Genomic DNA, 12768 nt, shown 5'->3' with positions numbered 1-12768 from the left:
TGCTCTGCCAGTTGAGCTAGCGGCGCAAGAGCCTGGACAGGTTACCAAGGGGCCTTGCCGACGCGAAATCCGATCCAGGCGCCAGGGTGGCGCCCAGCCGCCGTCACCAGCTGAACGCCGGCGGCTCGGGCGAGCAGTGCTTGACCGCCTCGCGGCGCATCTGGTCCCGGACGTCCGACCAGGACTTCGTGTAGGCCAGGTTGTGCGCCTCGGCCGGGTCGCTCCGGTAGTCGTAGAGCTCGCGCTCCCCGGTGGCCCAGCGGACGAACATCCGGTTCTTGGTCCGCCAGCCGCAGTAGGCCGGCCGGTCGTGGTAGCCCCTCATCGCCTCGAGCACGAATCCCTTACGGGTCGTGTCGCCGAACATGTCCAGGCCCTCGCTGCGCATGGTCGTCCCGGCAGCCGTGGCGAGCGTCTTCGCGATGTCCACGTTGAGCACGATCCGGCTGCTGGTTGCGCCCGCCGGCAGATGGCCGTCCCACCGCGCAACCATCGGGATGTAGGTGGCGTCCTTGTACGGCGCGTCCTTGCCGGTTATGCGGTGCTCGCCCCAGAAGTACCCGTTGTCGGAGAGGAACAGGTACAGGGTGTTGCGGTCGCGCCCGGTCTCGGCCAGCGCGTCGTGGATGCGGGCGACGGCCTCGTCCACCGAGAGCAGCGCCTCGTGCTGCTTGAGCCGGGTCCAGTCCGCGGTCGCCTTGTCGGCGTGGAGGCGCTCGCGCATCCACCGCGGCATCGAGCGGAGGGGCTGCTCCAGCGTGGGTGCCGTGTAATCGGGCAGCAGGCCGGCCATCGCCCCGTCGTGCCGCGGCGCCGGCGCGAACGGGGAGTGCGGGCCGTACGTCGCGAAGTAGAGGAACAGCGGCCGGTCCACCGATGAGCTGCGGATGGTCTCGACCGCCTTCGCCGCGAAGACGTCCGTCGAGTAGTCCTCCGGAGCGGTGCCGTGGTAGACGCCGTCGTTCGTCCGGTAGTTGTAGTACGCCCCGTGGTTGGACATCAGCGTGTAGAAGGTGTCCCAGCCCGGCGGGACGTAGCCGGGCGTGGCGTACTTGCCGAAGAAGTTCATGTACTTGCCGACCATGGCCGTCTGGTAGCCCGCGTCGCGTAGCCGGGTCGCGATGGTCCGGCTCTCGGTGCCGGTCGCGTAGAACCGCGGCCAGCCGCCCTTCTTCACTCCGCCGACGTCGCCGTTGCCCCAAACCTTGCTGGTATGCGCGTAGCGACCGGACAGGATGGTGGCCCGGGACGGGCAGCACAACGAGGTCGGGACCATCGCCTGCGTGTATCGCGTCCCCTGGTCGACGAGCAGCCGCTGCACGTTGGGCATGTAGCGCATCGAGTCACGACGCTGGTCGTCGGTGAGGACCACGACGATGTTCGGCTGGGCCGTGGTCGCCGACAGTCTCGTGCTCGGCCCGGTGGTGGCGCCGGCAGCCCGGTCCGCCGCGCCGGACGGCGAGCCCAGCGCCAGGGTCAGCAGCAGCGCCGTGAGGACAGAGAGCGGGACGACGGGCAGGCGGGACCGGGCGGACCGGTGGTGCACGAGGAGCCCCCGAGGGTGGTGGTGCAGTGGCACGCCACCGTACGTCGTCAAGAGTCGGGCCACGTCGTACCTTTGCGGGACTGTGATGCGTGTCGCACGGGGCCGACGCTTGAGGCCGACGCTCAGAGGTAGAGCCCGGTCTGCCCCGCCGCCTCCTCGAGGCGCTCGCTGGCCACCGCGTGCAGGTCGCGCTCGCGCAGCAGCGTGTAGCCGTGCCCGCGCACCTCCACCTCGGCCTTGTCCTCGGCGTCGAAGAGCACCCGGTCACCGACCTCGACGGTGCGCACGTTGGCCCCCACCGCGACGACGGCCGCCCACGCGAGCCGCTTGCCCATCTGCGCCGTCGCGGGGATCACGATGCCCGAGGCCGAGCGGCGCTCGCCCGGCTCGCCCTCAGTGTCGACCAGGACCCGGTCGTGCAGCAGCCGGATCGGGGCACCGCTGCCCATCTGCGCCGGCTCGCTGGCCCTCGCCTCGCTCACCTGCGCACGGTAGCCGTTACCAGCCTGCGGTGCCCGGGCCACCCTTGAACGGGCCGACCACGCGGTCGGTGATCCAGCCCCCGTAGAAGCCTCCTGTCTGGGGTCGGACCCGCTCGCCGTCCACGGTCACCTCGTCGACGCGTCCCGGATACAGCGCGACGTGGTCCGTCAGCGCCTCGAAGCCCGGGCTCGGCCGCGGGTAGGTCCACGCGGCGCTCGTGATCCGGACGGCGCCGGCCACACCACCGATGAGGTCGAGGTACGCCGCGGTGCCCTTGAACTCGCACCAGCTCGACCCCTGGCCGGGCTCGAGCGAGCCGGGCCCGAACGCCGCCACCGGCAGGTAGTAGGTCGGCGGGTGGCTGGTCTCGAGCACACGCAGCGCAGGGTGCCGCCGGGCCGTCTCGGCGACGACCACGCCGCCGAGGCGAACCACGACGTGCTCCCCGGTGGGCTCCACGCGGGGCGGTCGGGGGTAGTCCCAGACCGACTCCTGTCCTGGGCGAGCGACCTCCGGACGTACGCCCGCAGGCGTCATCGGCCGCGACGCCAGAGGACCAGTCCGACGGCGCCCGCGACCACCACGGCCAGCACCGCCACCCGCTTGGCGCGCAGGTTGCCCTGGTCGTCGACCACCTGTGACCTGGCCGACTCGGCGCCGCGCCGGGCGACGTTGGCCGGCTTGACCCGATCGGCGATCGCGTCGACGGTCCCGGCCAGGCGGGCCCGGGTGCGCTCGATGTCGGCCTCGATCTCGGCGGGCGTGCGCTCCGTCGCGGGCGCCGGCGGGCGCGCCTCGAGGCCTCCGGGCGTGGCGGAGTTCGTCGTCATGGCGGCAACCTCTCAGGCGGGTACGTCGTGGTGCATGCCCATGATCCCTGCCTCTACGCCTCCGGGCGAGGGCGGGAGGTCTCCGGGATAGTTTTGGCGCATGCCCACCCTGAGCCCCGGGGACGCCGCCCCCGACTTCACCCTGCCCGACCCGGACGGCAACCCCGTCTCCCTCTCCGACTACCGCGGGAAGCAGAAGGTCGTCCTCTACGCCTACCCGGCGGCCTCGACGCCGGGCTGCACGACGCAGGCGTGCGACTTCCGCGACAACATCGCGTCGCTCCAGTCGGCGGGCTACCAGGTGCTCGGCCTGTCGCCGGACAGCCTGGAGAAGCAGAGGAAGTTCCGCGACGAGGAGCACGTGCCGTACCCGCTGCTGTGCGACCCCTCGCACGACGTGCTGGAGTCGTACGGCGCCTGGGGCGAGAAGAAGCTCTACGGCCGCACGGTGATCGGCGTCCTGCGCTCGACCTTCGTCATCGGCGAGGACGGCACCGTCGAGAAGGCGATGTACAACGTCAAGGCGACCGGCCACGTCGCCAAGCTGCGTCGCGACCTCGGCCTCGACGCCTAGGATCGTGCTGCCAGCGGGAGTGGCGTAACCAGGCAGCCGCGCAGGATTTAGGTTCCTGTGCCTTCGGGCGTGGGGGTTCGAGTCCCCCCTCCCGCACCGAGACGGCTCAGCCGCGCAGCACCATGGCGTGGATGGCCGGCGCCAGCGCGCGGAACGCGTCGCCCCGGTGCGAGATCGCGTTCTTCTCCACCGCCGACATCTCGGCGGTCGTCCGGGTGTCGCCCTCGGGCACGAACACCGGGTCGTAGCCGAAGCCGCCGCTCCCCCTCGGGTCGCGTACCAGCGACCCGACCAGCCGGCCCTCGACCACGTGCTCCTCGCCGGTCGGCAGAGCGAGGGCAGCGGCACACACGAAGGACGCCCCGCGCAGCTGGTCGGGCACGGCCGAGAGCTGGTCGAGCACCAGCCGCAGGTTGGCCGCGTCGTCGCCGTGCGACCCGGCCCACCGCGCCGAGAGCACGCCAGGCATGCCGTTGAGGGCATCGACGCAGAGCCCGGAGTCGTCGGCGACGGCCGGCAGGCCGGTCGCCTCGGCGGCCGAGCGGGCCTTCTTCAGCGCGTTGTCGACGAAGGTCACGCCGTCCTCGACCACCTCGTGGGCGTCGGCCGGCAGCGGCACCAGCTCGACGTCGACCCCCGCCGCGGCCAGGATCTCGCGCAGCTCGCCCACCTTGTGGGCGTTGCGGGTCGCGAGGACCAGTGTCGTCCCCGTCGTCACCCGGACAGGGCCTTCTGCTGCGCCGCCGTCAGCTCGGCGCACCCGGCGGTCGCCAGGTCGAGCAGCCGGTCCAGCAGGCCGCGGTCGAAAGGTGCCGCCTCGGCGGTCCCCTGCACCTCGACGAACGCCCCGTCGCCGGTCATGACGACGTTCATGTCCGTCTCGGCGCGCACGTCCTCCTCGTAGCAGAGATCGAGCATCGGCTCCCCGTCGACGATGCCGACCGACACCGCGGCGACCGACCCGGTGAGCGGCTCACCGGCGAGGGCTCCCGCGCGCCGGAGGTGGCCCACGGCGTCGACGAGCGCGACGTACGCCCCGGTGATCGCGGCGGTGCGGGTGCCGCCGTCGGCCTGCAGCACGTCGCAGTCGAGCACGATCGTGTTCTCGCCGAGCGCCTTGTGGTCGACGACCGCGCGCAGCGACCGGCCGACCAGCCGGGAGATCTCGTGGGTGCGGCCGCCGATCCGGCCCTTGACCGACTCGCGGTCCGAGCGGGTGTTGGTCGAGCGCGGGAGCATCGCGTACTCCGCCGTCACCCAGCCCAGGCCGCCGCCCTTGCGCCAGCGGGGGACGCCCTGGGTGACCGAGGCGGCGCACAGCACCCGGGTGCGGCCGTACTCCACGAGGACGGAGCCCTCGGCGTGGTCGAGCCACCCGCGGGTGAAGGTGACCGGACGGAGCTGGCCGGACGTGCGGCCGTCGGTGCGTGCCATGGCGACGACCCTAAGCGCCGGGTCTCACAGCTCGTAGGTCGCACCGGGCCGCGCGACCTCGACCTGGCCGTCGAAGGCGGCTCGCCCGGCGGCGAGCGACACTGCCGGGTCGTTCCACGGCGGCAGGTGGGTGAGCACCAGCCGGCGTACGCCGGCGGCGGCCGCCTGCTCGCCTGCCTGGCCGCCGGTCATGTGAAGATCACCGGGGGCCGACCGGTCGCGCCCGGCCTCGAACGACGACTCGAACAGTGCCAGGTCCGCCCCCCGGCTCAGGTCGACGAGGGCATCGCACGGGCCGGTGTCGGCGGAGTAGACCAGCGACCTGCCATCGTGCGAGATCCGTAGGCCCCAGGTCTCGACCGGGTGCGCGACGCGGGCCGCCGTGATCTCGAAGGGGCCGACCCGGTGGGTGCCCGCGCTCCACTCGGTGAAGGCGAAGCAGGTGCCCAGCCCTGGAGCGTCGACCCGGCCGTAGGCCTGGCTCAGATGGGCTTCGGCCCCCGCCGGGGCGTGCACCGGGAGCACCGGGTGCCGGCCCGTCGGGTCGTACGTCCGGGCGACGTAGAGCGGGAGGACGTCCATGCAGTGGTCGGCGTGCAGGTGGCTGAGCAGGACCGCGTCGACGTCGGCGACCGTGCAGTAGCGCTGCAGCTGGCCCAGCGAGCCGTTGCCCAGGTCGAGCACGACCGTGAAGCCCTCGGCCTGCACCAGGTAGCAGGACGACGACGTGTCCGGCCCGGGGAAGGACCCTGCGCACCCGACCACGGTGACCTTCATCGAGCCCCCCTGCTCGTCATGCGACCGCCTCGACGCCGCCGGCCTCCGGCCCGAGGAAGCGCCGGCTCAGCTCCCGGAAGACCCGCGGGTCGCCGGTGGTCAGGAAGCGGTGCTCCGGCTCCGGCAGCCCGTCGGGGCGCTCGAGCCCCTGGGCGACCAGTGTCCGGTAGACGTCCTTCGCGGTCTCGTCCGCGGAGGAGACCAGCGTGACGCCGTCCCCCATGACGTAGGACACGACGGCACTCAGCAGCGGGTAGTGCGTGCAGCCCAGGATGAGCGTGTCCACCCCCGCGTCGGCCACCGGGTCGAGGTACTCATGCGCGACCTTGATCAGCTCGTCGCCACCGGTGACGCCCTGCTCGACGAACTCGACGAAGCGCGGGCATGCCCGGGTGGTGACCGTGACGTGCGGCGCCGCCGCGAAGGCGTCCTCGTAAGCCCGGCTGGTCTTGGTGGCCACGGTCGAGATCACACCGACGTGGTCGTTGCGCGTCGCAGCGACCGCGCGGCGTACGGCCGGCCGGATCACCTCGACGACGGGGACCGCGTAGCGCTCCCGCGCGTCGTGCAGCACTGCGGCGCTCGCGCTGTTGCACGCGATCACCAGCATCTTGACGCCCTGGTCCACCAGCTCGTCCAGGGACTCGAGGGCGAAGGCCCGGACCTCCGCGATCGGCCGAGGCCCGTAGGGCTGCCGCGCGGTGTCGCCGTAGTAGAGCACCGGCTCGTGCGGCAGCTGGTCGAGCACCGCCCGGGCGACGGTCAGTCCGCCGAACCCCGAGTCGAAGATGCCGATCGGCGCGTCTGCCACGGGCCAGAGGGTACGACGTTCGGTCGGCCGGACCGCCGGGTAGGCCCGAAGTATGTTCCAGATCACCATGCGCGACGCGGCCGCCGAGCACGACAACTTCCGCACCGTGCTGCAGACCGGACGACACACCCAGGTCGTCGCGATGACCCTGCAGGCGGGCGAGGACATCGGCGCCGAGGTGCATCCCGACAACGACCAGGTGCTGATCTTCACCGAGGGCTCGGTCCGCGCCGAGGTCGGCGGCGAGACTAGCGACGCCGGCGCCGGCGACCTCGTCGTGGTGCCTGCCGGCATGGAGCACAACTTCACCAACAGCGGGTCCGGGCCGGTGCGGCTGCTCACCGTCTACGGGCCGCCGGACCACGCGCCGGACACCGTGCACCGCACCAAGGCCGACGCCGAGGCCGCCGAGTCGGCCGGCGAGGACGAGCCGCCGCAGGCCTGACCGCCGCCGGCTGGGGCGCTCACTCCCCGCCGGCGCGCTGCGCGACCACCAGCACCCGGCGCAGGATCGTCTCGATGGTGGCCGCCATCTCCAGGATCGAGGCGCGCACCTCGGCCGGGTCGTCCCCCTCCTCGGCCGCGAGCTCGTCGACCGACTCGAGCAGCAGGCGGCAGGTCTCGCGCTGCCGGCGTTCCCACTCGATGGTCTCCTCGTAGCGCATGACGTCGAAGCCGGCGGCCGTGAGGAAGGGCCGATGGTCAGCCACCTGGGGCGGCCGGCCGACGGGCTGCCCCGAGTAGTCCCAGGTCGTGAGGACCAGCCGCCCGCCGGGCCGGAGCACCCGCGCCAGCTCCCGCACGGCTGCTGCCTTGTCGGGGGTGAAGAGAAGGGCGTCGATGCTCATCACCGCGTCCGCCGACGCGTCCTCGAGAGGCATCTGCTCGAAGGACCCGACGGCCGCGCGCGAGCGGTCGCCTAGACCGAGCCGGCCGGCCGTCTGCCGGACCTCCTCGAGACCGACCTCGGTGATGTCGACGGCCAGGTGGTCCGCGCCGGTCTGGGCCGCGACCCACAGGCCCGGGCCACCGCGGCCGGACCCGACGTCCACGAGCAGGGCTCCTGCCGCCACCTTCACCTCGCGGACGATGTCGGCGAGCTCGGTGCGGGTGATCCAGCTGTACGGCGCCAGCTCGGCGGGGTACTCCTCGCCGAGGACCGTCTGCCACACCCGCGCCATCACGACGGAGGGCGGCGTCCCGAACTCGTCGTCGAAGCCGGCCGCCCAGGCGTCCTCGTCCGTGGTCACGGCGGCAGGGTCGCACCTCAGCCACCCCTCCGGTGACCGAACGCTCAGGCCCAGAGCTGGCCCTCGAGGCGGGCCTCGGCCTCGTCCAGCGTGCCGGCGTAGGCGCCGGTGGAGAGGTACTTCCAGCCCGCGTCGCAGACGATGAAGGCGATGTCGGCGCGTCGACCCTCCGCGTGGGCCCTCGCGGCGATGCCGAGGGCGGCGTGGGCTATCGCCCCGGTCGAGAAGCCCGCGAAGAGCCCCTCGTTGTCGAGCAGCTCACGCACCCGGCGCACCGCGTCGCGCGGCCCGACGGAGTAGCGCGACGTGAGCACCGACTCGTCATAGAGCTCGGGCACGAAACCCTCGTCGAGGTTGCGCAGCCCGTAGACCAGCTCGCCGTAGCGCGGCTCGGCCGCCACGATCTCGACGCCCGGCACCTGCTCGCGCAGGAACCGCCCGACACCCATCAGCGTGCCGGTCGTGCCGAGCCCGGCCACGAAGTGGGTGATCGACGGCAGGTCGGCCAGGATCTCCGGACCCGTGGTCGCGTAGTGCGACTCGGCGTTGGCCGGGTTGCCGTACTGGTAGAGCATCACCCAGTCGGGGTGGTCGGCGGCGAGCGCCTTCGCCACCCGCACCGCCTCGTTCGACCCGCCCTCGGCCGGCGACGACACGATCTCGGCGCCCCACATCTCCAGCAGCTGGCGCCGCTCGACCGACGTGTTGGCCGGCATCACGCACACCAGCCGGTAGCCCTTGAGCCGCGCCACCATCGCCAGCGAGATGCCGGTGTTGCCCGACGTCGGCTCGAGGATGGTGCACCCCGGGCGCAGCTGGCCCGACTTCTCCGCCTGCTCGACCATCCAGAGCGCCGGCCGGTCCTTGACCGAGCCGGTCGGGTTGCGGTCCTCGAGCTTGGCCCAGAGCCGCACGTCCTCCGACGGCGAAAGCCGCGGGAGCCCGATCAGCGGCGTGTTGCCGACCGAGTCCAGCAGCGAGTCGTATCGCACGGGCGTGCCCAGGTCCTCGGCGTCAGCCGCCGGCGACGGCCGGCAGCACGGTCACGTTGTCGCCGTCCTTGACCGACGTCTCGAGGCCACCCAGGAAGCGGACGTCCTCGTCGTTGAGGTAGACGTTGACGAACCGGCGCAGGCCCTTCTCGTCCACCAGCCGGTTGCGCAGCCCCGAGTGGCGCGACTCGAGGTCGTCGATCAGCTCGGCCAGCGTGCTGCCCGACCCCTCGACGGCCTTGTCGCCGCCGGTGTACTGCCGCAGGATCGTCGGGATCCGGACCTCGATGCTCATCGCTGGACTGACTCCTCAAGAAGAACCGTCGGTGGGCACTGCCGACTCGGTCAACGTCTCGACCACCGAGACCTCTTCCTCGGTGACCTCGCCGTCCACGATCCGGTACGACCGGAGCTCGGTGTGATCCGGCTCACGGGTCGAGACGAGCAGGTAGTGCGCGCCGGGCTCCTGGGCGAGCGAGACGTCGGTGCGCGACGGGTAGGCCTCGGTCGCCGTGTGCGAGTGGTAGATCACGACCGGCTCCTCGTCGCGCTCCTCCATCTCGCGGTAGAGCCGCAGCAGGTCGGCGGAGTCGAACTCGTAGAACGTCGGGGACCTGGCCGCGTTCAGCATCGGCACGAGACGCTCCGGACGGTCGCTCCCGGCCGGTCCCGCGACCACGCCGCACGCCTCGTCCGGGTGGTCCCGGCGGGCGTGGGCGACGATCTGGTCGTACGTCGCGCGGTCGATGCGCAGCACCCCCTGATCCTAGGCGGGCCGCGGGAAGCCGCTCACCACAGCGCCTGGACCAGGCTCTCCTCGAGATAGGTCAGCCGGTCGTACACCCAGAACATCGGCAGCCGCGGGTCGTCGGCCGCCAGGGACTCGACGACCTCGTCCCAGTCCTCGGTGACGTCGAGCCGCTGCCCGAGGACCAGCCGGGTGTCGTTGAGGGCCCGCAGCCACGCGGATGCCTCGTCGTCGGTGACCTGCAGCCGCTGCCCGCCCTCCCCCAGCATCGCCACGGCCGTCTGCAGTGCCACGCGCTTCTGGGCCCGCAGCCCCGGCTCCGTGTAGCGGCGGAAGTCGGCCGACGCGTCCGAGTCGTCGGTGTAGCCGTCCGGGAAGAGCCGCGCGAGGGCCGGGTCCTCCGGCGCCTCGGTCGAGGTCCCGATGCCGACGGCGGCTGCCAGAGGGTCGTCCTCCACGTCGGACGCCGGGTCGCCGAGGAGCTCGAGCATCTCGGTGAAGACGTGGCGCAGCAGCCGCGACTCGGTGGCGTCGAAGGTCACCGACAGGACGCCCGACCGGGCCCTCTTGAAGTGTGCGACCACGGTGTGCCCGCCCTACTCGTCGTGCTGCATGGTCGCCCACAGGCCGTAGCCGTGCATCGCCTCGACGTCGCGCTCCATCTCCTCGCGGGTGCCCGAGGAGACCACCGCCCTGCCCTTCTCGTGCACGTCGAGCATGAGCTCGTGCGCCTTCTCCTTGGCGTAGCCGAAGTGCTTCTGGAAGACGAACGCCACGTAGCTCATCAGGTTGACCGGGTCGTTCCACACGATCGTGACCCACGGCTTGTCGGGCACGACTACCTCGTCGGTGCCGGTCTCCTCGACCTCCATCGGAGCGACGGACATGCGGTCCAATCTAGGCTGACCGCCGTGAGCGTCGAGACGGGTCTCGCAGGCGGTGTCGACAGCGGCCTGCTGACCGACCACTACGAGCTCACCATGCTGCAGGCCGCCCTCCACGACGGGACCGCCGGGCGACGGTGCGCGTTCGAGGTGTTCACCCGGCGCCTGCCGGAGGGTCGCCGCTACGGCGTGGTCGCCGGGACCGGGCGCCTGGTCGAGGCGCTGGCCGGCTTCCGGTTCCCCGACGAGGCGCTGGCCGGGCTGCGCGAGCGCGGTGTCGTCGACCAGCAGACCTGCGACTGGCTGGCGGACTACCGGTTCACCGGCGACGTCTCCGGCTACGCCGAGGGCGAGGCGTTCTTCGCGGGGTCCCCGGTCCTGACCGTCGAGGGAAGCTTCGCCGAGGCGGGGATCCTGGAGACGCTGGTGCTCTCGGTGCTCAACCACGACAGCGCCGTCGCCTCGGCCGCCTCCCGGATGGTCACCGCCGGCGACGGCCGGCCATGCATCGAGATGGGCTCCCGGCGCACCCACGAGGAGGCCGCCGTCGCCGCCGCGCGCGCGGCGTACCTCGCGGGCTTCGCCGCCACCTCCAACCTGGCCGCCGGGCACCGGCACGGGATCCCGACCACCGGCACGGCCGCCCACTCCTGGACCCTGCTGCACGAGCGGGAGGCTGACGCCTTCCAGGCCCAGGTCGACGCGCTCGGACTGGGCACAACGCTGCTCGTCGACACCTACGACATCCGCGAGGGCATCCGCACCGCGATCGAGGTCGCGGGTCCGGGCCTCGGCGCGGTGCGCATCGACTCCGGCGACCTCGGCGTGCTCGCGCACCAGGCGCGCGACCAGCTCGACGCGCTCGGCGCGACCGCGACCCGGATCGTGCTGTCCGGCGACCTCGACGAGCACGCGCTCGCGGCGCTGGCCACGGCCCCGGTCGACGTCTACGGCGTCGGGACGTCCGTCGTGACCGGCTCCGGAGCCCCTACCGCCGGCTTCGTCTACAAGCTGGTCGAGGTCGACGGCCGGGCGGTCGCCAAGCGGTCCGAGGACAAGGTCACCCACGGCGGCCGCAAGACGGCGGTCCGACGCCACCGGTCGAGCGGCACGGCCACCGAGGAGGTCGTCCGGGCCCAGGGCGACCCCGCGGCCAGGGACGGGGACCGGAAGCTCCAGGTGGCGCTGGTGCGGGACGGGCGACCTGTCGGCGTGCCGCCGCTCGCCGAGTCCCGCGACCACCTCGCGCATGTCCTGACCACGCTGCCCTGGGAGGGGCTCGCGCTCTCCAAGGGCGACCCCGCCATCCCGACCGTCAACGAGGGGCCGCAGTGACGACCTACGACAGCACGACGGCCCTGCTCGTCGTGGACGTGCAGAACGACTTCGCCGACCCCGCAGGAGGGCTCTACGTCCGGGGCGGCGAGGAGCTCGCCCGCCCGATCGGCGTCGAGGTCGGCGCCGCCCACAACGCCGGCTCGGCGGTCGTCTACACCCAGGACTGGCACCCGGCCACGACGCCGCACTTCGACAAGGACGGCGGCGTCTGGCCGGTCCACTGCGTCCACGACACCTGGGGTGCCGAGCTGCACCCCGACCTGCTCGTGCAGGGCCCGGTCGTGCGCAAGGGCACGTCCGGGGAGGACGGCTACTCCGCCTTCTCGGTGCGCGACCCGCTCTCCGGGGCGGCCGCCTCGACCCAGCTGCAGTCGCTGCTCGACCCCGCGGTGCAGCGGCTGGTGATCGTCGGCCTGGCCGGCGACTACTGCGTCCGGGAGACAGCGCTCGACGGTCGCCGGCTCGGCTACGACGTCGAGGTGCCGCTGGCCCTGACCCGGTTCGTCGAGCTTGCCGAGGGCGACACCGAGCGCGCGGTCGCCGAGATGCGCGAGGCCGGCGTCGTCCTCACCTGAGCGTGGCCGCGCGCCGACACCGCCCGCTCTCCGGAGACGATCCGCGGTCTCTTCCCCGCGCATGCCCTCCGGAGGAGCGCGTGATCACCGGACGCGGCGCGCCAGCGAGTGGTCGAGGGGCAGGCGGGCGTCGGGGTGGAGGATCGCCGCCAGCGCCTCGACGCCGTCCACGAGTCGGGGTCCCGGACGCGCGAAGGACGCGTTGGCGTCGACCGCCCACAGCGGTACGTCGCGGGGCACCCGGTCGGCCACCTCCTCGGCGAGCCGCATCGAGTCGGCCAGCCCGAAACCGCAGGACGCCGCGACCACCACCGCGGGTTGCGCGGCCAGGACGGCCGGCCAGGACGTACGCACGGAGCGCGCCCCGGCGCTACCGAGCAGCGGGAGCCCGCCGGCCGCGGTGACCATGTCGGGCACCCAGTGGCCAGGGGTGAAGGGCGGGTCGGTCCACTCGAGCACCATCACCGGCACCGGCACCCCGCCGGCGACCGCGGCGCGCACCGCGTCCAGCCGGCCTCGCAGCGAG

General features: G+C 72.7%; 19 protein-coding genes and 1 tRNA gene. 5 read left to right on the top strand and 15 right to left on the bottom strand.

Annotation, left to right across the window (positions count from 1 at the left end):
- Window positions 1–103: 103 nt before the first annotated feature.
- The 4 genes from VK640_12525 to VK640_12510 form a co-directional block, all read right to left on the bottom strand.
- Window positions 104–1546 (bottom strand): sulfatase, encoded by a 1443-nt coding sequence (locus tag VK640_12525; GenBank protein HTE74008.1) that lies wholly within the window; start codon window positions 1544–1546, stop codon window positions 104–106.
- Window positions 1547–1668: 122 nt separating this feature from the next.
- On the bottom strand, window positions 1669–1995 hold the full coding sequence (locus VK640_12520) for a co-chaperone GroES (protein HTE74007.1): 327 nt from the start codon (window positions 1993–1995) through the stop codon (window positions 1669–1671).
- Window positions 1996–2044: 49 nt separating this feature from the next.
- On the bottom strand, window positions 2045–2566 hold the full coding sequence (locus tag VK640_12515) for a DUF427 domain-containing protein (protein HTE74006.1): 522 nt from the start codon (window positions 2564–2566) through the stop codon (window positions 2045–2047).
- Window positions 2563–2859 carry a DUF3618 domain-containing protein gene (locus tag VK640_12510; protein HTE74005.1) on the bottom strand — a complete coding sequence of 99 codons (297 nt, stop codon included), beginning with the start codon at window positions 2857–2859 and terminating at the stop codon, window positions 2563–2565. Before VK640_12510 ends, VK640_12515 begins: the two co-directional genes overlap by 4 nt.
- A 100-nt stretch (window positions 2860–2959) precedes the next feature.
- Here VK640_12510 and bcp point away from each other — a divergent pair, with 100 nt between their 5' ends.
- Both bcp and VK640_12500 read left to right on the top strand, forming a co-directional pair.
- Window positions 2960–3433: a thioredoxin-dependent thiol peroxidase gene (bcp, locus tag VK640_12505; protein ID HTE74004.1), complete on the top strand. Its 474-nt coding sequence runs from the start codon at window positions 2960–2962 to the stop codon at window positions 3431–3433.
- A gap of 13 nt (window positions 3434–3446) precedes the next feature.
- Window positions 3447–3529 (top strand) — tRNA-Leu (locus tag VK640_12500).
- A 10-nt stretch (window positions 3530–3539) separates the two neighbouring features.
- Here VK640_12500 and rdgB read toward each other — a convergent pair.
- Genes rdgB through murI form a run of 4 tightly spaced genes read right to left on the bottom strand, consistent with a single transcriptional unit; the run spans window position 3540 to window position 6455 of the window.
- Window positions 3540–4151: an RdgB/HAM1 family non-canonical purine NTP pyrophosphatase gene (rdgB, locus tag VK640_12495; GenBank protein HTE74003.1), complete on the bottom strand. Its 612-nt coding sequence runs from the start codon at window positions 4149–4151 to the stop codon at window positions 3540–3542.
- A complete protein-coding gene (rph, locus tag VK640_12490) occupies window positions 4148–4867 on the bottom strand; it encodes a ribonuclease PH (GenBank protein ID HTE74002.1) in 720 nt (239 codons plus the stop codon). The genes rdgB and rph overlap by 4 nt, the downstream gene beginning before the upstream one ends.
- Window positions 4868–4891: 24 nt before the next feature.
- A complete protein-coding gene (locus VK640_12485) occupies window positions 4892–5644 on the bottom strand; it encodes an MBL fold metallo-hydrolase (GenBank protein ID HTE74001.1) in 753 nt (250 codons plus the stop codon).
- A 16-nt stretch (window positions 5645–5660) separates the two neighbouring features.
- Window positions 5661–6455: a glutamate racemase gene (murI, locus tag VK640_12480; protein ID HTE74000.1), complete on the bottom strand. Its 795-nt coding sequence runs from the start codon at window positions 6453–6455 to the stop codon at window positions 5661–5663.
- A 52-nt stretch (window positions 6456–6507) separates the two neighbouring features.
- Between murI and VK640_12475 the strand changes: the two genes are divergently transcribed.
- Window positions 6508–6900 carry a cupin domain-containing protein gene (locus tag VK640_12475; GenBank protein ID HTE73999.1) on the top strand — a complete coding sequence of 131 codons (393 nt, stop codon included), beginning with the start codon at window positions 6508–6510 and terminating at the stop codon, window positions 6898–6900.
- Between the two features lie 19 nt (window positions 6901–6919).
- On the opposite strand, the gene VK640_12470 is transcribed toward VK640_12475, so the two are convergent.
- Genes VK640_12470 through clpS form a run of 6 tightly spaced genes read right to left on the bottom strand, consistent with a single transcriptional unit; the run spans window position 6920 to window position 10332 of the window.
- A complete protein-coding gene (locus VK640_12470) occupies window positions 6920–7705 on the bottom strand; it encodes a class I SAM-dependent methyltransferase (GenBank protein ID HTE73998.1) in 786 nt (261 codons plus the stop codon).
- A 44-nt stretch (window positions 7706–7749) separates the two neighbouring features.
- On the bottom strand, window positions 7750–8697 hold the full coding sequence (locus VK640_12465; protein HTE73997.1) for a cysteine synthase: 948 nt from the start codon (window positions 8695–8697) through the stop codon (window positions 7750–7752).
- Window positions 8698–8719: 22 nt separating this feature from the next.
- A complete protein-coding gene (locus VK640_12460; protein ID HTE73996.1) occupies window positions 8720–8992 on the bottom strand; it encodes a MoaD/ThiS family protein in 273 nt (90 codons plus the stop codon).
- A gap of 15 nt (window positions 8993–9007) precedes the next feature.
- On the bottom strand, window positions 9008–9454 hold the full coding sequence (locus VK640_12455) for a M67 family metallopeptidase (GenBank protein ID HTE73995.1): 447 nt from the start codon (window positions 9452–9454) through the stop codon (window positions 9008–9010).
- Window positions 9455–9486: 32 nt separating this feature from the next.
- Window positions 9487–10029 carry a DUF2017 domain-containing protein gene (locus tag VK640_12450; protein HTE73994.1) on the bottom strand — a complete coding sequence of 181 codons (543 nt, stop codon included), beginning with the start codon at window positions 10027–10029 and terminating at the stop codon, window positions 9487–9489.
- A 12-nt stretch (window positions 10030–10041) separates the two neighbouring features.
- A complete protein-coding gene (clpS, locus tag VK640_12445) occupies window positions 10042–10332 on the bottom strand; it encodes an ATP-dependent Clp protease adapter ClpS (GenBank protein HTE73993.1) in 291 nt (96 codons plus the stop codon).
- A gap of 93 nt (window positions 10333–10425) precedes the next feature.
- Between clpS and VK640_12440 the strand changes: the two genes are divergently transcribed.
- Window positions 10426–11664 carry a nicotinate phosphoribosyltransferase gene (locus VK640_12440; GenBank protein HTE73992.1) on the top strand — a complete coding sequence of 413 codons (1239 nt, stop codon included), beginning with the start codon at window positions 10426–10428 and terminating at the stop codon, window positions 11662–11664.
- Window positions 11661–12242: an isochorismatase family protein gene (locus VK640_12435; GenBank protein ID HTE73991.1), complete on the top strand. Its 582-nt coding sequence runs from the start codon at window positions 11661–11663 to the stop codon at window positions 12240–12242. Before VK640_12440 ends, VK640_12435 begins: the two co-directional genes overlap by 4 nt.
- A gap of 84 nt (window positions 12243–12326) precedes the next feature.
- Here the strand turns inward: VK640_12435 and VK640_12430 are convergent.
- Window positions 12327–12768, bottom strand: a 442-nt coding sequence (locus tag VK640_12430; protein ID HTE73990.1) for a cobalamin-binding protein, incomplete at its 5' end; no start/stop codon positions are given.

It is taken from the genome of Actinomycetes bacterium (genome assembly GCA_035489715.1).
In the GTDB taxonomy this organism is placed as follows: domain Bacteria; phylum Actinomycetota; class Actinomycetes; order JACCUZ01; family JACCUZ01; genus DATHAP01.
The sequence above is the reverse complement of the archived record's forward strand: the minus strand, read 5'-3'. Positions and strand labels throughout refer to the sequence as shown.

Excerpts from the sequence above, each read along its gene's own strand:
- VK640_12485 (HTE74001.1), bottom strand. The coding sequence starts at position 5,644 with ATGAAGGTCACCGTGGTCGGGTGCGCAGGGTCCTTCCCCGGGCCGGAC.
- rph (HTE74002.1), bottom strand. The coding sequence starts at position 4,867 with ATGGCACGCACCGACGGCCGCACGTCCGGCCAGCTCCGTCCGGTCACC.
- VK640_12475 (HTE73999.1), top strand. The coding sequence starts at position 6,508 with ATGTTCCAGATCACCATGCGCGACGCGGCCGCCGAGCACGACAACTTC.
- VK640_12460 (HTE73996.1), bottom strand. The coding sequence starts at position 8,992 with ATGAGCATCGAGGTCCGGATCCCGACGATCCTGCGGCAGTACACCGGC.
- clpS (HTE73993.1), bottom strand. The coding sequence starts at position 10,332 with ATGTCCGTCGCTCCGATGGAGGTCGAGGAGACCGGCACCGACGAGGTA.
- VK640_12515 (HTE74006.1), bottom strand. The coding sequence starts at position 2,566 with ATGACGCCTGCGGGCGTACGTCCGGAGGTCGCTCGCCCAGGACAGGAG.
- bcp (HTE74004.1), top strand. The coding sequence starts at position 2,960 with ATGCCCACCCTGAGCCCCGGGGACGCCGCCCCCGACTTCACCCTGCCC.
- VK640_12440 (HTE73992.1), top strand. The coding sequence starts at position 10,426 with ATGCTGCAGGCCGCCCTCCACGACGGGACCGCCGGGCGACGGTGCGCG.
- VK640_12520 (HTE74007.1), bottom strand. The coding sequence starts at position 1,995 with ATGGGCAGCGGTGCCCCGATCCGGCTGCTGCACGACCGGGTCCTGGTC.
- VK640_12510 (HTE74005.1), bottom strand. The coding sequence starts at position 2,859 with ATGACGACGAACTCCGCCACGCCCGGAGGCCTCGAGGCGCGCCCGCCG.